The sequence below is a fragment of the Pseudomonas sp. c313 genome (assembly GCF_055407145.1).
On sequence record NZ_JBUZRD010000002.1, the window covers coordinates 511,023 to 529,655 of the forward strand.

31 protein-coding genes, 1 tRNA gene and 1 pseudogene are annotated in these 18,633 nt (G+C 55.1%); 17 read left to right on the plus strand and 16 right to left on the minus strand.

The window, feature by feature from the left end; all coding sequences use genetic code 11:
- Window positions 1-187 precede the first annotated feature (187 nt).
- Window positions 188-412, plus strand: a complete 225-nt coding sequence (locus ACZRKZ_RS07155) for a hypothetical protein (RefSeq protein WP_463981182.1) — start codon at window positions 188-190, stop codon at window positions 410-412.
- An 87-nt stretch (window positions 413-499) separates the two neighbouring features.
- Window positions 500-792: pseudogene (locus ACZRKZ_RS07160) on the plus strand (tyrosine-type recombinase/integrase); the annotation flags it as partial.
- Window positions 793-870: 78 nt separating this feature from the next.
- On the opposite strand, the gene ACZRKZ_RS07165 reads toward ACZRKZ_RS07160, so the two are convergent.
- Window positions 871-954, minus strand: a tRNA-Leu gene (locus ACZRKZ_RS07165).
- 259 nt (window positions 955-1,213) lie between these two features.
- Here ACZRKZ_RS07165 and ACZRKZ_RS07170 point away from each other — a divergent pair.
- Together ACZRKZ_RS07170 and ACZRKZ_RS07175 are read left to right on the plus strand one after the other, a co-directional pair.
- On the plus strand, window positions 1,214-1,423 hold the full coding sequence (locus ACZRKZ_RS07170; RefSeq protein ID WP_463981183.1) for a hypothetical protein: 210 nt from the start codon (window positions 1,214-1,216) through the stop codon (window positions 1,421-1,423).
- A 308-nt stretch (window positions 1,424-1,731) separates the two neighbouring features.
- On the plus strand, window positions 1,732-1,905 hold the full coding sequence (locus ACZRKZ_RS07175; RefSeq protein WP_177327728.1) for a hypothetical protein: 174 nt from the start codon (window positions 1,732-1,734) through the stop codon (window positions 1,903-1,905).
- 6 nt (window positions 1,906-1,911) lie between these two features.
- Here ACZRKZ_RS07175 and ACZRKZ_RS07180 read toward each other — a convergent pair whose 3' ends face one another.
- The 9 genes from ACZRKZ_RS07180 to ACZRKZ_RS07220 form a co-directional block, all read right to left on the minus strand.
- Complete coding sequence (locus ACZRKZ_RS07180) at window positions 1,912-2,442, minus strand: lysis system spanin subunit (RefSeq protein ID WP_463981184.1); 531 nt, start codon at window positions 2,440-2,442, stop codon at window positions 1,912-1,914.
- The gene (locus tag ACZRKZ_RS07185; RefSeq protein ID WP_463981185.1) at window positions 2,442-2,867 is read right to left on the minus strand and encodes a cell wall hydrolase; all 426 of its coding nucleotides are present in this window, start codon (window positions 2,865-2,867) and stop codon (window positions 2,442-2,444) included. The genes ACZRKZ_RS07180 and ACZRKZ_RS07185 overlap by 1 nt, the downstream gene beginning before the upstream one ends.
- A gap of 58 nt (window positions 2,868-2,925) precedes the next feature.
- Window positions 2,926-3,138, minus strand: a complete 213-nt coding sequence (locus ACZRKZ_RS07190) for a hypothetical protein (RefSeq protein WP_463981186.1) — start codon at window positions 3,136-3,138, stop codon at window positions 2,926-2,928.
- Window positions 3,116-3,505, minus strand: coding sequence for a hypothetical protein (locus ACZRKZ_RS07195; RefSeq protein ID WP_463981187.1), 390 nt, complete (start codon window positions 3,503-3,505; stop codon window positions 3,116-3,118). Before ACZRKZ_RS07195 ends, ACZRKZ_RS07190 begins: the two co-directional genes overlap by 23 nt.
- Window positions 3,502-4,293: a hypothetical protein gene (locus ACZRKZ_RS07200; protein WP_463981188.1), complete on the minus strand. Its 792-nt coding sequence runs from the start codon at window positions 4,291-4,293 to the stop codon at window positions 3,502-3,504. Before ACZRKZ_RS07200 ends, ACZRKZ_RS07195 begins: the two co-directional genes overlap by 4 nt.
- Window positions 4,294-4,378: 85 nt before the next feature.
- Entirely contained in the window at window positions 4,379-5,083 is a 705-nt protein-coding gene (locus tag ACZRKZ_RS07205; protein ID WP_463981189.1) for a hypothetical protein, read from the minus strand.
- On the minus strand, window positions 5,083-5,430 hold the full coding sequence (locus ACZRKZ_RS07210; RefSeq protein ID WP_463981190.1) for a hypothetical protein: 348 nt from the start codon (window positions 5,428-5,430) through the stop codon (window positions 5,083-5,085). The genes ACZRKZ_RS07205 and ACZRKZ_RS07210 overlap by 1 nt, the downstream gene beginning before the upstream one ends.
- A gap of 4 nt (window positions 5,431-5,434) precedes the next feature.
- Window positions 5,435-6,469, minus strand: a complete 1,035-nt coding sequence (locus ACZRKZ_RS07215) for a phage tail tip fiber protein (RefSeq protein WP_463981191.1) — start codon at window positions 6,467-6,469, stop codon at window positions 5,435-5,437.
- Window positions 6,470-6,519: 50 nt separating this feature from the next.
- Window positions 6,520-6,732, minus strand: a complete 213-nt coding sequence (locus ACZRKZ_RS07220) for a Cro/CI family transcriptional regulator (protein WP_463981192.1) — start codon at window positions 6,730-6,732, stop codon at window positions 6,520-6,522.
- Window positions 6,733-6,820: 88 nt separating this feature from the next.
- Here ACZRKZ_RS07220 and ACZRKZ_RS07225 point away from each other — a divergent pair, with 88 nt between their 5' ends.
- The 4 genes from ACZRKZ_RS07225 (at window position 6,821) to ACZRKZ_RS07240 (ending at window position 9,419) form a co-directional block, all read left to right on the plus strand.
- Window positions 6,821-7,480: a LexA family protein gene (locus tag ACZRKZ_RS07225; RefSeq protein WP_463981463.1), complete on the plus strand. Its 660-nt coding sequence runs from the start codon at window positions 6,821-6,823 to the stop codon at window positions 7,478-7,480.
- A complete protein-coding gene (locus tag ACZRKZ_RS07230) occupies window positions 7,480-7,722 on the plus strand; it encodes a hypothetical protein (RefSeq protein WP_463981193.1) in 243 nt (80 codons plus the stop codon). Before ACZRKZ_RS07225 ends, ACZRKZ_RS07230 begins: the two co-directional genes overlap by 1 nt.
- Before the next feature lie 114 nt (window positions 7,723-7,836).
- A complete protein-coding gene (locus tag ACZRKZ_RS07235) occupies window positions 7,837-8,580 on the plus strand; it encodes a HipA family kinase (RefSeq protein ID WP_463981194.1) in 744 nt (247 codons plus the stop codon).
- Window positions 8,577-9,419, plus strand: a complete 843-nt coding sequence (locus tag ACZRKZ_RS07240) for a DUF3037 domain-containing protein (protein ID WP_463981195.1) — start codon at window positions 8,577-8,579, stop codon at window positions 9,417-9,419. The genes ACZRKZ_RS07235 and ACZRKZ_RS07240 overlap by 4 nt, the downstream gene beginning before the upstream one ends.
- A gap of 207 nt (window positions 9,420-9,626) precedes the next feature.
- Here the strand turns inward: ACZRKZ_RS07240 and ACZRKZ_RS07245 are convergent, their stop codons facing one another.
- Complete coding sequence (locus ACZRKZ_RS07245) at window positions 9,627-9,881, minus strand: hypothetical protein (protein WP_463981196.1); 255 nt, start codon at window positions 9,879-9,881, stop codon at window positions 9,627-9,629.
- Window positions 9,882-10,038: 157 nt separating this feature from the next.
- Here ACZRKZ_RS07245 and ACZRKZ_RS07250 point away from each other — a divergent pair, with 157 nt between their 5' ends.
- The 3 genes from ACZRKZ_RS07250 to ACZRKZ_RS07260 all read left to right on the plus strand — a co-directional run bounded on the left by ACZRKZ_RS07250 (window position 10,039) and on the right by ACZRKZ_RS07260 (window position 11,770).
- A complete protein-coding gene (locus tag ACZRKZ_RS07250; protein ID WP_463981197.1) occupies window positions 10,039-10,257 on the plus strand; it encodes a hypothetical protein in 219 nt (72 codons plus the stop codon).
- A gap of 236 nt (window positions 10,258-10,493) precedes the next feature.
- The gene (locus ACZRKZ_RS07255; protein ID WP_463981198.1) at window positions 10,494-10,925 is read left to right on the plus strand and encodes a hypothetical protein; all 432 of its coding nucleotides are present in this window, start codon (window positions 10,494-10,496) and stop codon (window positions 10,923-10,925) included.
- Window positions 10,926-11,359: 434 nt separating this feature from the next.
- Complete coding sequence (locus ACZRKZ_RS07260; RefSeq protein ID WP_463981199.1) at window positions 11,360-11,770, plus strand: VOC family protein; 411 nt, start codon at window positions 11,360-11,362, stop codon at window positions 11,768-11,770.
- 60 nt (window positions 11,771-11,830) lie between these two features.
- On the opposite strand, the gene ACZRKZ_RS07265 is transcribed toward ACZRKZ_RS07260, so the two are convergent.
- Window positions 11,831-12,427: a YgdI/YgdR family lipoprotein gene (locus ACZRKZ_RS07265; RefSeq protein ID WP_463981200.1), complete on the minus strand. Its 597-nt coding sequence runs from the start codon at window positions 12,425-12,427 to the stop codon at window positions 11,831-11,833.
- 85 nt (window positions 12,428-12,512) lie between these two features.
- On the opposite strand from ACZRKZ_RS07265, the gene ACZRKZ_RS07270 reads away from it, so the two are divergent.
- The 4 genes from ACZRKZ_RS07270 (at window position 12,513) to ACZRKZ_RS07285 (ending at window position 14,752) form a co-directional block, all read left to right on the plus strand.
- The gene (locus ACZRKZ_RS07270; RefSeq protein ID WP_463981201.1) at window positions 12,513-12,764 is read left to right on the plus strand and encodes a DUF1654 domain-containing protein; all 252 of its coding nucleotides are present in this window, start codon (window positions 12,513-12,515) and stop codon (window positions 12,762-12,764) included.
- A gap of 421 nt (window positions 12,765-13,185) precedes the next feature.
- Entirely contained in the window at window positions 13,186-13,485 is a 300-nt protein-coding gene (locus tag ACZRKZ_RS07275; protein WP_463981202.1) for a hypothetical protein, read from the plus strand.
- Between the two features lie 241 nt (window positions 13,486-13,726).
- On the plus strand, window positions 13,727-14,197 hold the full coding sequence (locus ACZRKZ_RS07280) for a hypothetical protein (protein WP_463981203.1): 471 nt from the start codon (window positions 13,727-13,729) through the stop codon (window positions 14,195-14,197).
- Between the two features lie 69 nt (window positions 14,198-14,266).
- Complete coding sequence (locus ACZRKZ_RS07285; protein WP_463981204.1) at window positions 14,267-14,752, plus strand: hypothetical protein; 486 nt, start codon at window positions 14,267-14,269, stop codon at window positions 14,750-14,752.
- An 18-nt stretch (window positions 14,753-14,770) separates the two neighbouring features.
- On the opposite strand, the gene ACZRKZ_RS07290 is transcribed toward ACZRKZ_RS07285, so the two are convergent.
- Complete coding sequence (locus tag ACZRKZ_RS07290; RefSeq protein ID WP_463981205.1) at window positions 14,771-15,109, minus strand: hypothetical protein; 339 nt, start codon at window positions 15,107-15,109, stop codon at window positions 14,771-14,773.
- 122 nt (window positions 15,110-15,231) lie between these two features.
- On the opposite strand from ACZRKZ_RS07290, the gene yejK reads away from it, so the two are divergent.
- Window positions 15,232-16,239, plus strand: coding sequence for a nucleoid-associated protein YejK (yejK, locus tag ACZRKZ_RS07295; protein ID WP_463981206.1), 1,008 nt, complete (start codon window positions 15,232-15,234; stop codon window positions 16,237-16,239).
- 43 nt (window positions 16,240-16,282) lie between these two features.
- Here the strand turns inward: yejK and ACZRKZ_RS07300 are convergent, their stop codons facing one another.
- Window positions 16,283-16,495 (minus strand): hypothetical protein, encoded by a 213-nt coding sequence (locus ACZRKZ_RS07300; protein ID WP_463981207.1) that lies wholly within the window; start codon window positions 16,493-16,495, stop codon window positions 16,283-16,285.
- 107 nt (window positions 16,496-16,602) lie between these two features.
- Between ACZRKZ_RS07300 and ACZRKZ_RS07305 the strand changes: the two genes are divergently transcribed.
- A complete protein-coding gene (locus tag ACZRKZ_RS07305) occupies window positions 16,603-17,328 on the plus strand; it encodes a hypothetical protein (RefSeq protein WP_463981208.1) in 726 nt (241 codons plus the stop codon).
- A 75-nt stretch (window positions 17,329-17,403) separates the two neighbouring features.
- Here the strand turns inward: ACZRKZ_RS07305 and ACZRKZ_RS07310 are convergent, their stop codons facing one another.
- Together ACZRKZ_RS07310 and ACZRKZ_RS07315 are read right to left on the minus strand one after the other, a co-directional pair.
- The gene (locus ACZRKZ_RS07310) at window positions 17,404-18,306 is read right to left on the minus strand and encodes a hypothetical protein (RefSeq protein ID WP_463981209.1); all 903 of its coding nucleotides are present in this window, start codon (window positions 18,304-18,306) and stop codon (window positions 17,404-17,406) included.
- A gap of 38 nt (window positions 18,307-18,344) precedes the next feature.
- Window positions 18,345-18,599, minus strand: a complete 255-nt coding sequence (locus ACZRKZ_RS07315) for a hypothetical protein (RefSeq protein ID WP_463981210.1) — start codon at window positions 18,597-18,599, stop codon at window positions 18,345-18,347.
- Window positions 18,600-18,633: the final 34 nt, after the last annotated feature.

An 18,633-nucleotide genomic window follows, 5' to 3' on the forward strand; every position in this document is an offset into this window, starting at 1 on the left:
CTTCATCTTCGCAACAAGGTTCGCTGAGACCCTAAAGTGTCCACACCCGGTCGAGCATTTGACCTCTGACCAGCATCCTGCCATGTGAACAACTTTAGAGGCCGCCTGGCAAATTAAGCAGTGCATGTTCGATCTCCATTTCGATGACCTACCTACTGTAGCCGAACATCGGCCAAGGCTCCCCCCCATGCCCACAGAAAACAAAATCGCCGCACCGCTACTGGTTGAGCGCTCGACGGTAACGAAGCTGGTTATCACCGGCCCGCCACCGCTCGACCCGATCACAGTGCTCCTCGAGGACTTCGGTCGCTGCGACTGCCCGACCGAATCCAACCCGAACTACCAGACCGCCCAGGGCAAGATCACCATTAACTGCTGGGACAACAGCTGGAATGCTTACTGGGGCGCATAGCGTTGCGGAGTTCGTCGCCGACTGCGACTGGCACTACATCCTGAATTGCTTGGATCGCGGGATCAGTTCCACCATGTTCAGTGGTGACTGGCCAGGAAAGCTGGTCATAAAATCCGATCAAGCAAACTCATCGTAATGGACAACGGGCAACCTATGACCAGCAGTATGTTACGGGGGGGGTTGATGCTGCGAGGGAGGCTGCCGGCGTAAAAAAGGCAGACTTTCAGATGCGGGACCTGCGCGCAAAGGCTGGTACCGATAAGGCGGAATCAAGCGCAGATATTCTGCAAGCCAAAGATCAGCTCGGGCACACAACCGTGGTGATGACTGAGAACTACATCCGCAAGCGCATTGGCAAAAAAGTCACTCCGACGAAGTGAATTGCGGAAAGGAGAAGAGTATTGCGGAAAAACAAAGAGTTTGCCGAGCAGTAAAACCCCGCAAGCCCTTGAATATGATGGTGCCCGAAGCCGGAATCGAACCGGCACGCCCTTACGAGCGGGGGATTTTAAGTCCCGGGCCAAAATCAAGCGGGCTACGGCCTGCGAGCTGATTCCCGGTCCGCAATCACTTCAATTTACACCTAATTTAGCTCAATGCTTTCAGTTAGTTATGAAACGTTGCGGACCGGATAATTGAAAGACAGCGCACCTAACCTCTGCACAATAGCTCGCTATAGCGAATGCAATTCCTAACCGCTTTATGCCGATAACGCATACCTCCCCCGGCGTCCTGCCGACCGAACACAAACCCCACCAAACAACCCAACTGCTACGCTGTTCACTCCACCGAGGAACGCCGATGCCCAACTCAGATCTACTCCCCTCCCTGCTGTCCAAGCTCTACGAAAACCAACTCGCACTCGAAGCCGCCATCATGGAGCTGACCAATTGGGTCGAGCAGCACGGCGGCGCCGAGGTGGCCGAGAACGTGCGTGGCGCCCTAGACACCATCGACCAGAACGAAGAGTTCATCAAGCTGACGCTGGCCGTACTGATGTCGCCCGAGTGAGAACTGACAATCAGCACAGCCAAAAGCACGCGGTGGACGGAGCGATCAGCAAATGAGCTGCTACGCTCGTATGATCGCCGGAACTGATCGAGCTTTCCGTTGATGGCGCACAACATGCTTTAGTGGTCACCAGGCCGTTCGATGTCCGAGCTAGTCAGGAGTAGATGAGGAAGCAAAGAATTTTATCCACCGGGCTCGTGAGGGTGCTATCACCCCACTTGGGGCCTATTCTGAGTTAAGCGTCCTTGCCGCCGAGCGAGGAAAGTAGCTTTACTTTCGCCAAGCACCATTACGAAAGGAACAACAAGATGAGCAGAACACCGAATGATGACCGCAGTGACAGCATGAACCCAAACAATGATGCTTATGACTCAAGCATGGATAATCACTCCAACCAACTCAATCCAAACAATGACGCTTATCAAGGAAATAATGATGATGACGAGATGGATCAAGGTGATTGCTTTGAACATGGGGAGTAACTAAATTTAATTCTTCGGTCCGCGAGTAATCTCACGCACATATGCCTGGCATGCCCGCAGTGCGATCAGTCCTCGATCGCCGTCATCGGTGATGGCGATAATTCTTTGAGCATGCGCTGGGTCAAGCTGGGCTCGACGGGCTGCATGAACCACGCCGACGGCGCCGGGGGTGGCAGGCACGTTGCAGCTACCGGCTGAATCCGTGGCGTCGAGAAGGACTGACAGCCGCACGTCAGCAGTAGCAAGGCGGTCACGCAGCAGAGCCTGGTTACGTTGGGCATCGGATAGCTCTCGGGAGTGTTGTTGATCGGAGGCGGCCAGGGTCTTCTCGGTGGCAAGGCGCTTTTCCTGCTCGGTCTTGGCCTGGGCCGACGCGGCATCACTGATCCTCTGTCGCTCCTCCTGGTGCAGTCCGGCCTGCTCGGCGAGCTTCTTGCCCATGCGCCATTCCTGTACCTGCCAGGTGAAGCCGGCGGCACTGGCCATCAGCACCAGGATCAGCACCACCAGCCCAGCCAGCTTCTGCACCGGCGTCATCACGGCACATCCTTGAAGAAGACGTGGTGACCGAGTTTCAGCGTCTGCTTGGCACCTTTCGCCCAGGTCGGCGGCTTGGGCATCGTGGTCGCGTAGTAGTGCGTGGCCCCGCCAGTTGGATCAGACACTACACCCGACATCACCTGATCAGCTGCGCGCTGGGCCTGGGCAAACTGCGCGGCAGGTATCGGCTTGGCCCCGCTCAGGTAGGCGAAGTTCGGGTCGTTCTGGTTCCAGCAGCTAAACTGCCAGGGCTTCAGGCAAACACCGGCATAGCCTTCGCCCCACCACGACTTGGTTTTGCCATCAAACACACGGTTGCGGATGGTCCAGGCGACGGCGATCTGGCCGGCCAGACCCTCTCCGCGAGCCTCGCCGTAAAGCGTGCGCGCCAGGATGTCCCGGTCTTTTTCGGATGCAGTCATACTTTTCTCCAGGCAAAAATAAACCCGCTCAAGGCGGGTGGCGGTGTTCGGGAAGAACTCAAGATGCAGGCGGCGGGGCCAGCTGGTTGATAGTTACCCGTGCGGCGGTGCGCGCTACCTTGACGTCCGGAGGGATGGGCGTCTCGTCTTCCAGTAGAGCAAAGGCGTACCAGTCGGTTTCCTTTAGGTATGTGCGGGCCTGGTCCAGGCTGTTTTGATCGGTCAGATCCTGGGGCGTTTGGATCTTTTCAAGCTTGCTCCAGTCCACCATCTTCGGGCACCTCCGGCTCTTGAACACTTGGCATAATTACTTCCGGCTTTGCTGGTGGTGACGTATCTGGAAACTTCACCGGCCCGCTACGCGCATCAATAATGATCGGCTCGGGCGGATTGCGGTATTCCTCCGGACTATCCCAATCAACTGGCAGGCGTAGAGTGAGGTGCAGAACTCCGCCTTTACGTTCCACGTACTCGGTCTCGACAAAGAACGGATTGCCCACTGCACTTCCGGGTAGCCTGTGACCGTCAGGGATTACTGAGAGGTCAATTTCTTCGCCGTTGAGGGTGAGGATGTCGCCAGCTATGGAAGCTTCAAGAGGCCAGTCAGTAAGGAACGGGAATAGTTTAATTTTCATCATTTCCAATTACCCCAAACTTTAACGCGAATATTGAAAGCTTGCACGGTTTGTCCATTTCTAATAGCGCACCTAACAGAGCTGACGCTGACAATGTCTTCCATAACAGCGCCGTATGAGTCGAGCGCTGCTACAGGAGAACAAGAAAACTTAACCATCATGGAGCTAGTACTAATAAAAGATACGGGTAACGTAATTGCTTGTATGGCAATATCGGTAGCCGCTATTGAAGGCGTTAGTATGACCCCGCTAGTTACAGTCATCCTGCCGTTAGCATACTTTTCAACTGTAAATCCGCTTACCACAGTAGACGACATCAGCCCACCGCTGGAGGGGTCTAGCAGTGCGCTAACCCCATTATATATAGGAGTCCACGGTTTGTTATCTGCCGAACCTGCTACAAAAAAACGCTCCCACATTCTATCACTGTTAAGCTCGTAGCCAAGTTGGCGAGTGTATCCACCCATACCATAGGAAAATTGGTCTATGAACATGTAGGATGCAGGAAGGTTTATGCCCCCGTTACCAAATATGAAGCGGGCGCTTATGGCGGGTAGTGTATCCGCGTTATCGGTGTTTGGCATGGATATGGGAGAAGACCCCAACCCCATCCACCCCGGTGTCACAAGCCGACCAGGAGTGCTGTCAGTGAGTGAGGCAACTTTAACCAGCGCCTCTGTCGCGGCATAAAGCTCAGCCGTCATAGCGTTAATCTTCATGCTTGCCGTACGCGGCGGATCACCGCCAAGGCCCTGCGGTGGAGCACCCAGAATAATTTCTTGTCTTGCCATGCTTTTCTCCCGGCGAAAAAAAACCGCTCAAGGCGGTGTTCGGAGTGTTGCAGGGTTCCCCCTGGTAAAGTCCTGGTGTTATCGCTTAGCCAAATGGTGCCGGGGGATACTCGCTGACGTCGACGGCCAAACATGTACTTGCCCCCTTGTTTAATTGCAGGAACACAGACATCCCGGTGCCGGGCCCGGTGGCAAATCCTACGCCAGCGAAGAACGCCGTTCGCCCGGCAACACGGCTCCCAACAGCCCGCACTACGCCCACAACGGTGGTAGTCTGGATTGTGTAGCGTGCGTGTGTGATGGCGATTGCAGCGTTGCTAATCTCCAGCGCTTGCGACTGCCAATTGCCCGACGTATCTGAGCCAATGTCGAACTTCTGGCGAATTTTCATCACTGGCCAGGTCGCGTCATACACGAGTTTTCCGGCCTCGGTGTAGGTCTGTATTCCGACCTTCCCTGGTGGGGCGTCCCACTGCGCAAAAATCAAAAGTTCCACGTTGCCGGAAGGCCTGCTCATCTCTGAAAAGAGCATGATGCTCATGGTGTTTGCACCAGGGTTGATAATATGGCAAACCACGCTGTCGCTCTTGACGAACACAAGCGGGAACCCGCCAAGCGGAAAACGTAGCGTTGTCTCGAATATCCCGCCCCCACCCGAATTCGGCTGGGGGATGAATGACCCGCCAGCGATTACCCGTCGATACTTCAGAACAAGGTTTTGATATGAGCTATCAACGCTCACTTGGCCTTCAGGCCCATTCATGATTTGTGCGCCGCTAATCCAGGCCATCACATAACCCCGTAATAAAGCGTGCCATTACTCGGCTCATAGTCCATGTACCCGTTGGCGCTATCGGTTTCCGCAGTTCTGACAAATCGCCAGTGCATCTGCGTCCCGCTAAACGTCACATCGGGAGGGAATGGACACGCGAAGTACCCGCGAGCCAAGTAGTAGTAAAACGGCGTACCACCACCGGCAAGTGCCGCGATGCTAACCGCGCCAGCCTGGAAGCGGTTAACGTAGCCGCCAGGCAATACAATCTCTGCTGAGCCCAAGAACCTCCCATAACGGGCGAGGATGTCAACCGACAGCCGCCCGCTCTCGTCGAAGGTTTGGGCGCCCGCTACGAACGCCATACTGTTATTGCTCCCACATACCCGAGCGGAACCGAAGCGTCGCGCCTTGGTACGTTCTCATGCCCATGTTATCCAAGGTGTTCGAAATATTGCCGCTCTGACCGCGAACCACGAATGTCCCCGCCTTCACGTTGATCTCCAGCAACGGCCGGCCTTCGGAGTCGACAGTCTCAGACCGCAGCGTCATCCCCAGAATTATTTCCTGAATCAGCGCCTTGTTGATGATTGCTTGATTGATGAACACCTGGTTGTTCTGGACCACGAACATGGGTACGACAGCACCACTTACTTCGTCGACCACAGCAAAACGCTGCGCAAAGATAAGGAACTCTGCCTGCTCACCATCCGATCCGAATGAAAAGCCCGAGGCTACTTTCTGGCCTCCGACAATTGTCTCGGCCTTGAAAGTAACCATGGCCGAAACCTTGCCGTCAGTTGTGGACAGAGCCTGGCTAGTCTGCTTGATCGCTGCCGTGTTTTCGCCCGAGACCGCCTGAACAGTTTCAACCTTTTCAGCCAAAGCTTTATCCGCATTGGCCAGCGCAGTCGTTTCAGACTTGAAGGCCGCTTCATTGCTGGCAACCTTGGCCCCCATCGTCGTAACCTTTTCAGCCAAGGCCGAGGTGGCTGTTGCAGAGGCCGTGGACACGTCGAGAATGCTCGCGGCGTTCTGCCCTACCTTGGCTTCCAGAATGTCGGACCTGACGGACTGTGCAAAGTCGCGCTCGGCAATAGCAGACATCAAAGACCAGGCACCGGCAGATGAAGTGCTGTCGCCTGCGCTGCCCTCCTCCGAACCCGCAGAGTCAGACTTCACCAACGCATAAACCCCGTCCAGCTTCTCAGCGGTAGCCGTGATCTTGCCATCCACTTCCTCGATAGAGGCCTTGTTCTTACTGATCTCCAGAGCCATGGCCGCGTTGGTTTCGGCGATGGTGCCCAAGTTGAACCAGTAGTTGGCGTTCGGCGGCGAGGTGTCGACCGGTACCAGCACCTGATCACGGGTTTGTGCGGTGTGTCTGGAACTGGACGTTTGCATGGGGACTGCCCTCTTTTAATCTGGCTTCAATGGATCGGTGGACAGAAATGTCAGGCTGCGGACTGAACGCCTTTTTGGCGCATGCACAGCTCGCGAGCCGTTACCTTCCCGCCAGTTAGCTCTTCTGCTTTAAATGCTTTCTCGGCGCCCATCGGGTGAATCCCGGCAACCCAGTACGAAACTGCGGCCTGGGAGACGTCGAGCGCCAAAGCTGTTTTGGTTTGCCCGCCGAAGAAGTCGACGAGCCTTTCGATAGGGGTCATACGAGAGCCCTCCTAATAAGCCTGCTTATATCCTAAATAGAAGGACACTTGTTTGCAAGCTGATAAGGGAACTTATAAATTCCAGCGAATGAGCACACTCGCCGAACGAATCAAATCCGCACGGAATCACGCCAAGCTGACGCAGAAGGCTCTCGCCTTAAAAGTGGGGGTTGAGCAGCCGGTGATCTCCCAGCTGGAAACTGGAAAGAACCTTCAAAGCGCGCACTTGCCGAAGATCGCGCATGTGTGTGGCGTGAATGCTATTTGGCTTTCCGAGAACACCGGGCCTATGACTGGCGTGAGCGCTGCCAACTCAAACGTATCCATGGCCTCCCAGCCCACCAAATCGTTCCGCTACCCGGTAATTAGCTGGGTCGCCGCTGGCGCCTGGGCCGAAGCCGTGGAGCCCTACCCGGCTGGATTCTCGGACAGCTACGAGTTCTCGGAGTACGACTCCAAGGGCACGGCGTTTTGGCTGAAGGTGAAAGGCGACTCAATGACTGCGCCTGCCGGACAGAGCATCACCGAGGGTACGCTGATCCTGGTCGATACCGAAGCCGAGGTAACGCCTGGCAAGCTGGTGGTGGCCAAGCTGCCGGACAGCAACGAAGCCACATTCAAGAAGCTGGTCAGCGATGGCGGCCGGTTGTTCCTCAAGCCACTGAACCCGAGCTACCCGATCGAGGCGGTCGACGAGAACTGCCGGATCGTGGGCGTGGTTGTGCAGGCGCTGCAGAAGTTTTACTGATGCCATCCGCCCTTGGAAAGCCATCAACCTCATGGAGAGAACAGAGCTTCTGGAGCAAGGCGTGGACCTATGCCCTGCTCGCACTCATTGCAGTGTTTACCAGCTACGCTGGCACTTGGCCGGACGGAGGCTCATCCGGCCGCAAGCGGGTCTTCAGCCCTGGTTTCGTTGTGCTCTGCGTTTTCGTGGCTGTGATTGAGCTGATAGCGCTGAACCACTTCTATGGCGCGCGGATGAGGTGAAGGCGGGGATCATCACAAGGACTTAACCAGAGCAGTCAGTCTTTCACCGCATTCTGCGCGAAGACTTGGTTAAAAAAGCTATTAATTTGCATCTAGCTCAGGGATTTTGAGGCTATGTCGGACCTAGTAACGGCGGTGGAAATTGTTCGTCAAAGTCATCAAGGGATATCAATAAAGCCTTTCATTGTTCGCGCAGACGATGGCGAGACTTATTTCGTCAAAGGGCTTTCTAAGTCCGGCGGCCCAGCCCTGATATCGGAGCTACTAAGCGCAGAATTGGGCAAATTGCTCGGCCTGCCAATTCCGCCTTGGAAAAAAATGGCAGTTCCCCAAGATTTGATCGACTTCAGTCTGATTCCAAACGTCTCAGATCTAGGGGGAGGCCTCGCGTTCGCATCTCAAGCGGTCGAAAACGCTGTCGATTTCAACATTGCCAATATGAAATCCACCCCTCGGGATCTGATGCGAAAGGTTCTTCTTTTTGATTGGTGGGTTCAGAACGGCGATAGGATCCTCGGCGCAATGGGGGGAAATGTGAACTTGATACTAGATGACCGCGGGGATCTGGCGGTCATTGATCACAACCTGGCCTTTGATAAGTCCTTCAATCCAGAGGAGTTTCTTGAAGAGCACGTCTTCTGTGAGTGCCGCAAAGATTTTCGGGACTACCTCGTTCGTCAGGAATACACTGATATCCTAAGCAAAGCTTTGTTGAATTGGGATAGGATCACTGCCCTTTTGACCGAAGATTGGCTCTATAGAGATTCAGACCTCATCGACCTGACGGAGCCAACGCTAGCAAGTAGGCTAGAAATTCTACAGATGTTCAAGGAAGAGCGATTCTGGGGGGCCCTATGAGAATCATATGTAATTACTCGATTTTGAGGTTTCTCCCTTACCCAGAGACGGGTGAGTTTGTAAATATTGGCATCGTGCTTTTTGCAAGTAACGGCGACTTTCGCTACGTCGTAGAGGCGAAGCGTCAGCGAGTAACAACCTTTTTCCCAAGCCTTGATGCGAAGATATTTATCAGGGCTCGCAAAGAGATGAATGCAGAGCTTGCTAGGCTCAGCGGCTTTTTCACAAGCCAAAGAGACGAGCGCCAAATACTGTCGGCGACCTTTAGCCACTTGATTCACCCGCGCGAAACGATGATGCGGTTTAGCGAACCAGGGTCAATAGTCGCGGCCGGCTCGGACCAAGCCCTGAAAGTGCTGTTTGATCATTATGTGAAGCACAGCTTTGCCACCAAGGAATACCAGGAAGCAGCTCTGGAAAAACAATTAGGCAGACTTTTAGCTGACGTGAATCTGAAGCAGCATTACGTGGATCGAAAACTGGGGACAGCTGATTATCCGGTAAAATTTCCATTCGTACTCATCCAGGGCGGCAAGGCTGCGCAGGCAATAAAGCCATTGCACCTTGGTCACGACGAGCCCGGAAAAATTTATGAGCATGGGGATGCTTGGATTTCGCGCGTTCGGCGCCTAAGTGGCGCGGGCCAGCTTCCGCCGGACACTTTGTTTGTCGCAGGCCCACCTATTGCCGGTAAGCAAAAGCTCTTCAAGGCCTATAAGGAGGTTTCGATGGAGCTGAGTACCTTTCCAGAGGTTCGCGTAATCAGCGCAGATGAAGATCGCGCCAGTATGGTGAGCCTAATTAGGGAAGGAATTCCAGACTCCGCTGAGATAGCCTAAAATGAGCCCGGCCCAGCGCCGGGCTTCTTGTTTCTGCCCTTTCACATGCCTTTCATAGTTAAGCGCCTATGGTTATCCCAGCTCCTAGCGATCATCCCTTTAAGCCCGCTACTCCCCATCGCGGGCTTTTCTTTGTCTGAGATTCGAGACTCCCTAGATCCACGGCTTCGCTTGGCCCCTCCTAGAGATTTGTCGTTCTGGCGTGCTTTAATTTTTAACGCCGGTCGAAGTTTTGTAAAAGAGCGACCAGGCCAGGCCGCTGAATCCCAAGATTCCCCCAACCAAGCTCCCACTGTCCTTCAGTGCGAGGAAGAGCCCCCTAAATTTCCAAGGAGTATCTAATCCAACGCCCCCATCCGGACCAATGTGGAGCCCTGCGATGATAACGACCAACAGCGCCGAGGCTGCCAGAAGCGCAGTAATAGCCCCCCAGGCCAGCACACCAAGTTGATTCAAAGTCATTTTTGAGCACCTCGCAGAGTCGTTGAGCTTTCAGCTATAGCAGTGCTTTGGCTTTCCTGCTCGCGTCACATGGCACCATAGCTCACTAGCAACGGGCTTTTTGCTACGAGCCCTCTTCGTTGCTACGCTTTACATGCCCTCACATGGAATCAAAGCCATGCCCTCCCCCGAATATTCCCTCTCTGATACGCTTGAACGAATCTATGAAAACCAGATCGCCCTGGAAGCAGCCATCATGGAGCTGTCGTTGTGGGCTAAACGCAATGGAGGGGTTCATATTGACGCCAACGTTCGCGGCACCCTGTACACCATTGGCGAGAACGCTGGGCACATCAAGCAGGGTCTGGCCAGGTTGAGGGGGCAAGGGCCGGATTGATGCTCTCTTCAATCTGAATCCGTAGCCCGCCGAACCTGATCGGGCCCTTCTTCCTTCGGCGCGATTCGCCATGAGTAAAAACGCCGAATTAGGGCGCCTCATGTAAAATAGCTTGTTACAACTAGTCATCCGACATCAGTTGCCACCACAGAACTTTAATAATCACGTTTGATCTAAATTACTGGGCGTGGTTTCACCCGTGAATGCCCCGTTAACGACCTGTTGAGGTTCATGAAATGAGAATGACACTGCCCGCCCTTGCCTTGGGTATCTTGATTACGCAGGGAGCAATGGCTGCTGGAGATGGCACCGCCGCTCTCGGAGGTGGTGTTGGTGGCGCGCTGGGTAACATTGTTGGTCAACAGTTAGGCGGGTCCACTGGTGCTGCCGTGGGGGCTGGCGTAGGCGGTGCTGCTGGTAGCGCGGTTGGAGCGCCAAGAGGCAACAAAACTGAAGCAGCTATCGGTGGTGGGATCGGGTCAGCAGGCGGCTCACTCATCGGTAATCGTCTCGGAGGCACTACGGGATCTACTATAGGCGCCGGTCTTGGCGGTGCGGCTGGCGGTGCAGTAGGCAATAACCTTGCCGACGACGACAGCAAGCACCGGTCTAGTGGCAAGAACTACAATGGCAAAAACAAGCACAAACACAAGAACAAGCACCGCTGATGAACTGAGCACCATTGAAAGAGAGAGCCCGGCCCAGCGCCGGGCTTCTTGTATCTTCCCTACCCCGCTCCGCCCATGCACTCCGCAGTGCTGGCAAGTAATGCTCCCGCCTGCTGCACAAGCTTTCTCCACTCATCGCTGGTGATGAGGTCGGCATGCTCCATGGCGTCAGCCCGCCTCAACAATCCAAAGTATTTAACCTCTGCGTCCATTTGACTTCCAGCCAGTGCAAACAGGTCGCGCCAGGCTGCCATGGCCAGTCTTCGCTGCGCCTCTCTCATTGAGAGCCCCTAATGGTGATGTGCGAGAGTATGGGCCAGGTTACAGGGGTCGCTCAGCATGATGGCACTATGATCGACCAGTGGTGGCTGTACGCCTCTATCTGCAAAATGGCACGATGGAGTCCCCGCATCAAAAGTGATGGAGAGTCGCAGATGTTCAGTCACATCACCGTTGGAACAAACGATCTTGATCAGGCCGCTGCCTTTTATGACGCCATACTTATCCCTTTAGGGCTGCGCCGTCGTGTTGTTACCCCTGATGGTGGACCGCCTTCGGCGTGCTGGGTTAAGCCAGATAGCGTTCTCCCTCGCTTTTATGCGTACAGCCCTTATGACCGCAACGACGCCGGAGCTGGGAATGGCAGCATGGTGGCTTTTACTGCACCATCTCCAAATGCTGTAGATACCGCCTATGCAGCTGGGCTTCTTGCGGGCGGATCTGATGAGGGTGAGCCTGGCCAACGCCCGCAGTATGGTGACGGTTACTACGGTGCATACCTGCGTGATCCAGATGGCAACAAGGTACATATCGCTCATCGTGGAGATTTGTACTTGCCGGGGTAAGCGCAGCTCGCCGTACTCGATTGAAGCCCGCCTTTGCGCGGGCTTTTTGTTGCCTGCGATTTATTGTGGGGTACTGGATACCGGCGCCAAAGAGGCTTGAGGCAGAGTAACTACCGAAAGATTGCCGGTAGCGTCTTCTGGCAGCGTGTACATGGCTCCAGTAAGAGGATCGACAATAAGCATGCCGATCAAGCCACCAAACAGCAGGTTGCCCCAGTACCAGCCGCTCACCGTGGATTTCAAAGGGATTGTCGTCTGCGTGTAGCCGTCCTTCTGGAAGGTGACTGTATAGCTTTCGCTTTTGAAGTATCCGCGACCGGTCTCCAGAAGAGCAGCGCCAGGCGTGACGCCCTTGCTCACAACGCCTCCCATGCTGTCCTTTATCACGTAGTTGGCCTTTGTTGGCAGACTGTACACGTCCACCTTTGGCTTGCTATCGCTGACGATGCTCGCGCAACCAGATAATGCAAACCCCAAAACTATCGCCATCCCGGCACATGCCTTACGAAAAACCATCACATCGCTCCATATCGCCATCATTGGCCAGGCCGCAAATCGACCGGGGCGGATTGTATCTAAATGATGGCATTTAGACATCCTGCCAAGCGTGGCTTTTTCATGCGCGCGAGAAGACATCTGTGCGAATGATTTACTCATCCGAAAGGAGGGATCTAATTCCCTCTTGCCAATATATGGCAGCAGTAATACTGTTCATTCATACAGTATTAGCAAGGAGCAATGCATGATCCAGGCACCCTACCCCACACCGAAACCAAGAAACTCCTACGAGCTTGTAGGCAGACGCCTTCAGGGCATCATCGCAGCCCCTGGCGTACAGAAGATCCAGGCTGTCATCGTCTCCAGGCGTGACGACGAGAGCCGGGAGGCCTGGCAGCAGGTGATCCAGGACATCGGCGATACCGTCGGCATTCGCATTGAACAGTTGGATGGCGGCGCCGTCAGGATCGGCTGGCGAGAGTACTTCGACGCATGAGCGAGCCCGCCATCGAGCGGGCTTTTTAACGCCCCCAGAAAAATATATAAGCACGCTTATTGACGATTAAAATAAGTAAGCTTATATTTGACTCATCGCAGCGACACCGCGATGGGCTCCTAAAGAGCCCAGGGTTTTCCCGGAACCGCTCTTTAACAGTCTGACGTGACCACCGCGACGTACCCAGGCCATTACCTGGGTCGGAAAGAGCTAAATCGCCGCCCATGCAGCCTCTGGATAGCTGCCGTGCCTTCCTCATGAAGTCACGCGAAACCACGCAAGCCAGCCGTACCAGCACCGAACACGAAATGTGCGACGACGGCCAGAGATATGAATCGGGCGATGCGCGTGGTGGAGAACGGAATTTTTCACTGATGCACCTGGCGACGGGTGCATTGGGAAAATCACCGGAGCAACAGCCATGAACCAACCAGCAACAGCCGTCCCAACGAAGTGCACCCGTTGCGGAAAGCCCGCCGATCCGGTGGTTTACAAAACCATCATCGACCGCGCCTACGACCCGGTGCGCGGGAAGCAATACGTTCGCCAGCAGAACTTGCCGTTTTGCAGCGAGGAACACGCAAGTCATCACCAGATGAGCTGCGAAGGCTACATCGCCAACCTGCACAAGGAGCTGGTTCAGTTCAACCTGGAACTCAATCGCATGGTTGATGAGGTAGCGGACAAAGCTCGGGCACAGACCCACCGTTTAGGAGCTTGAGCATGATCAGCAACCTAAAATCAGACATCGAGTTTCGGTGCGCGAAAGCGCTGTAGCTTTCCGCCCAGGTCCGCCAGCACCTGGCGGCTGGCGGTGAATACACCATCGGCCAAAGCCCCGCGATCAATCCAGATCCGGCCAAGCGTTCGGAAACGATCGACCCGACGACCATCCTCAAGCGCCGCAAGCCTCCGATTTCAAGGGCTGAGCGTAATGCGCTGCGCAAACTCGTGGAGGCCTTATGAGCAAGCGAAAGCCCCACAATCTCAAAGCCCGCATTGACCGGTCCTGCCGGTCGCTGCTGGCCGCCAACCACGTCGCAGTGGTGAACATCGACCCCAGCGGCCGCCAGGGCATGATCAATTACAAGTCGCTCAAAAATATCGCGCCGGGGAAGATTGGCCAGGCTGTCTGCGGCATCCCTCACCGGTGGACAATCTACCTCAGCGCGCTTTGCATCGACGCCCGGGGCGACCGGTACAGCAAGTCTGTGGAGGTGGCGCCCGATGGCGTCTACCTCTCCGACCATCTGGAAGACGTGATCGAGCATTGCTACAAGGATCTGCGCGACTCAGCCAACCAGAGTCAAATGGTTGCCTCGGGCTGGATCGCCATTCCAGAAGCGATGTCTCTGGACGAGGCGCACGCCGCGCGGATCTTTGAAGCTGTCGGCGCCTGGAATCAGCAGAAGGTCGATGCATGCGCCGCATAGCCCGCATCCAGCAACGAAAACGTCAAACCTGGCTCGCACTGCCGGCCAGCGGAATAGAAGAGGTAGGCCATGGCTGTGACCCAGGAAGAACGAACAGCCAAACTTGCCGAGAAACGGCAGGAACTGGGCGAGCAGGAATTGCGGCACACTGTCCCGTACGGCACCCGGCAGATGCTCGGCGAGTTGATGCTCTGGCATGAGGTCGAAGAGGTCGGCGAGGCGGTGCAACTGCTGGTGCTGAATGGCAGGGCCGAGGATCTGCCGCCTGCGCCGCCGAAGGTCAAAGGGCCGTCCGACATCATCCGCCACTACTTCCGCCAGGGAATGCGTGACCGGTTAGCAGCGCTCACCGCCGACCTGGGCGAGACGAAGGACCGCACGACAATCTGGCGACTGATCGCACATGCCCACTCGCTTGGCGCTGAGAAGTCCGCAGCACTCTTCGAAATTAAGCGCCACGGTTTTGAGATAACTGAAAACGTGGCGCGCAAATTACGGCAAGCAGGCTTTGCCGAATCGCTCCAAATGAACGACGAAGACGAAGAAGGAGACTGACAACCAAGTCATCGAAAGCTATTCGACTTTGATCTTTATGGTTGGCTCGGATTCCATCGTAGGGCGGCGCAATTCCGGATCGTTCGCGTCAAGACAGCGGAACTGCAACTCCGCGTTTGCGTATCGCCCATATCCAGAATCTCTGGACGCCTCTTTAACCGGCATCAATTGCTTTCCCCTCTTGCCACAGAAGGCATCGGCTTCTTGATATAGCTCGGCTTTTACAGCCGCACCGCCGAAGGTTGAGAAGCTGCCGTCCTTCGCAACCATGTAAGTGTCTCGGCCCATTGGGACAACGCCTGGGCCAGAACAGCCGCCAATTGCCAGAGCTATCGCTGAAACCAGTAATAGACGCATCTAAAGCGCTCCTTGCATGAGTGGTGGCGAATCATAGATCCATCAGACTGACGCTTCATTCTTTTTCACCCTACTCGCTGCATCCGGTATCCGGAGGGCGGCGCCTACCTGAGGTAAACGCAATGCCCGTACTCCACAGCGTAATCCACAAGATCGATAAGAAGCCCGACGGTAGTCCGGCCGTTCTTCATCTCGGCGGCGCCGAGCAGGTCGAGAGCCAGGCGCGCGATGATCTGATGAGTCACTTCAACGAGAGCTACAACGCCACCGCCGGCAAGGGCTGGGGCTTCTTTCATTCGGAATCAGGCGCACATCCACTCAGCGGCTGGCTCAACAAATACCTGACTGACAGCAGCGACTTCTTGGCGTTCAGCACCATCGCCGTCGAACACCTCACCAAGCTGATGGAAGAGTCGAACCTGACCACCGGTGGGCATGCCCTCTTCTGCCACTACCAACAAGGTCTGACCGAATACCTGGTCATCGCCCTGGTGCAGGAAACCGAAGCGGTGACCATGACCGAAGAGCTGCACCTGATGACGGTGAAGCGCCTAGACCTGGATCACATCCGCCTGGCTGCGCGCATCAACATCAGTGAATGGAAGAACAACCCGCAGTCGAAGCAGTACATCTCGTACCTCAAGGGCAAGCAGGGTCGCAGGATCAGCGAGTACTTCCGCGACTTCATTGGCTGCCAGGAAGGGATCGACGGCCCAGGCGAAACCCGCACCCTGCTAAAGGCGTTCAGTGACTTCGTAGAAAGCGAGGACCTGGGCGAAGAGTCGGCGCGAGAGAAGACACACGCCCTGGTCAGTTACTCCATGGCCCAGGCCAAGTTGGGCGAACCAATCACCCTCGACGAACTGTCGGAGCTGCTCGACGAAGACCAGCCGAAGAACTTCTACGACTTCATCAAGGCCAAGGACTACGGGCTTTCCGAGGCCCTGCCGCCGGACAAGAAGACCCTCAACAAATTCCGGCGATTCACCGGCCGGGCCGAGGGTATGTCGATCAGCTTCGAAGCGCACCTGCTGGGCGACAAGATCGAGTTTGACCCTGCGGGAGGCACGCTGACGCTACGCGGCCTGCCAACGCAGCTCACCGAACAGCTCAAGCGCGCAGCGGCCTGAGGTCCAAAGTAGCGCCGCTCTCTGGGAGGAAAGCGGCGCCTGCTTATGCCTTAGCTCGTACGGAAGCTACAGCCGCCTCAACCTCATTCCATGCATTACTGATGTGTGGATGCTCTGCTTGACGATACTTCGAATTGTCGATGATTAAGGATTTAGCTTTCTGGCTGATCTTTACCAGGTCCAAATCCAGATCCTGAGTCGCACCCAACACTGCTACCAGTGCCTGCTCTAAAGCAATTTCACGATCTGTAGCCATTTTCATCTCTCCTTGATCCGGCTCCATGCCGGTCATCCGTAATACCCCAACCCAAACCAAATTGCCACCACCGTTCACGGAGGGCGGCGCCTGACTGGAGATAATCCATGAAAGAGCATGAAAGCGCCGCGCTCACCGCCCGCGTGGCAGAAGACCTGGCCCAGCACCAATACACCCAGCTTGCGAATGAGAACGGCGTCGAGGTGTGGCGCTGCGCACGACCCGGCTCAAGCTTCTATGGCTTCGATATCTGCGTCACCCGTTTCGGCATGAGCATCATGGGCGACATCGGCCCGCTCGTGTTCAATGTCGGCTCCGGCTACGGCATCAATTTTCTGCGCCACCAGAGCGACGGCTATCTGCACGGGAAGCTGGACAGCGACATCAAGCGGGGGGTGATCGACTTCGACGCGATCCGTGACACGGTGTGCGAGTGCGTCGCCGGCCGGATTGACGACGAATTGCCGAGTAATGAGGTGCCGGAGTGGATATCCGACATGCAGGACAAGGGCGCCACCCTGGAGCAGGCTGAGCAGCTGGTCGAGTGGATGCGAGAGCGCGAGGAAGCGGAAGACGAGCGCCTTCCTTTCGCGGACCTGGCCGACGTAGTTGAGGAGGTCGAGACCTTCGCCGATGGCCGGGACAGCGAGACGGTCCTGGCCTACGAATTTCTCCAGAATAACGAAGAACTGATCGGTGGCAGCGACCTTTGGGAATCGACGATCAGCAAGCCATGCCCAAGCCTGATGGCTCGCCTGTACTACGTGCGCCACGCTGCCAACGCCATCAAGGCGATCAAGGCGATCAAAGAAGCGACCAGCGCCGCCGCCTGATCCGGCTCCATGCCGGCCCCCGTTAATACCCAAACTCAAACCAAATTGCCAACACCGGCCAACGGAGGGCGGAGCCTATGCATCAGTGATGGGGTGACTGAATTTCCCTAAAAACAGGGATATTACATTTGACGCATAAAGATGCGACTTTGACATTGTATCGATCAAGCCAACAGATCTGCCGTTTATATCCAAATTTAACTCTACCTTAAGCACGAAGTTAGCAGACATGCTAACCACAGGAGTCTTAAAGCGGCCCGACATTAAAACAGCCCCTATTTTAGCAGGCCCAGCAAACATACAATAGTCCGGAGGCACATTCATACTAGCAAGCTCATCAGAACCAAAATAAGTTTGCGCCACATGACTTGCCGCAGGAATATTTACGACAGCGTTAATCGGCATGCGGTGCTTATCTGAGTTGTTTATTTCACTAATTGCATACAGCAAATCGTTTTCGGCGCTTCCACCTGGCTCGTTAGATCGCTGAAAGGGCTGCAATGCTTCAATGATCGAGAGCGCATCACCTTCGATGAGCTCGCTCAAAACTGGCTTTACCCTACCTTCAAAATCTGAACGGTTGGTATAGACGGGAAAGCTCAATCGTTTTGGTTTACTAGGTGGATCCTCTTGAAGCCTTGCAAGCGCAAAAACCAAATTATCAAGTGAACTACGTATATTGTGCGCACATTCTCCAACCAACATAGACAAAGCAGAGAAGTCCTGACGATCGCCGCACTCGGATACTTTAACTTCATAACTCAACCGATCTGGCGATATGTAGTTTTCCGCTTTCAAATTGAGCGTAGATAAAATTCGCTCACTCTCTAAGGCAATAGCCTGCAATTGCTTTTCAGCCCTTTTCAACCTATCAATAAAGGGATTCGCAAACTCATGAACTACGAGCATATTTTTGTCCTTCTCTGCATAGGTAATAGCATCTGCGAAACGGCCAAGGGTCAGAGGTTCAAACCGCACCAGCCGCCTGACCCACCCTAACCTATTGAGCCGAACAGTCAGCCGTTACCTCGCTCATACCATTCTGTTGCCCGCTGAAGTGCCAACTGGTCGGCATGTTCGATGCTTTCAAATGGACCGTCAATCTTGCCGATAACTCTGTCGCCATCATCGTTTACGGTGACATGTATTGAGACCGGTATCGGGTCGCTGTTTTCGCCCCAAGTCGGCTGAGCCATGACCTGCTTACCTTTGCCCTTGCCACTATCAATAGTGAGGACATTGGTCCACGGGCGGTCGACTGGCAATTTCATAGTTTCTCCTCGATCCGGCCCTATGCCGGACCGA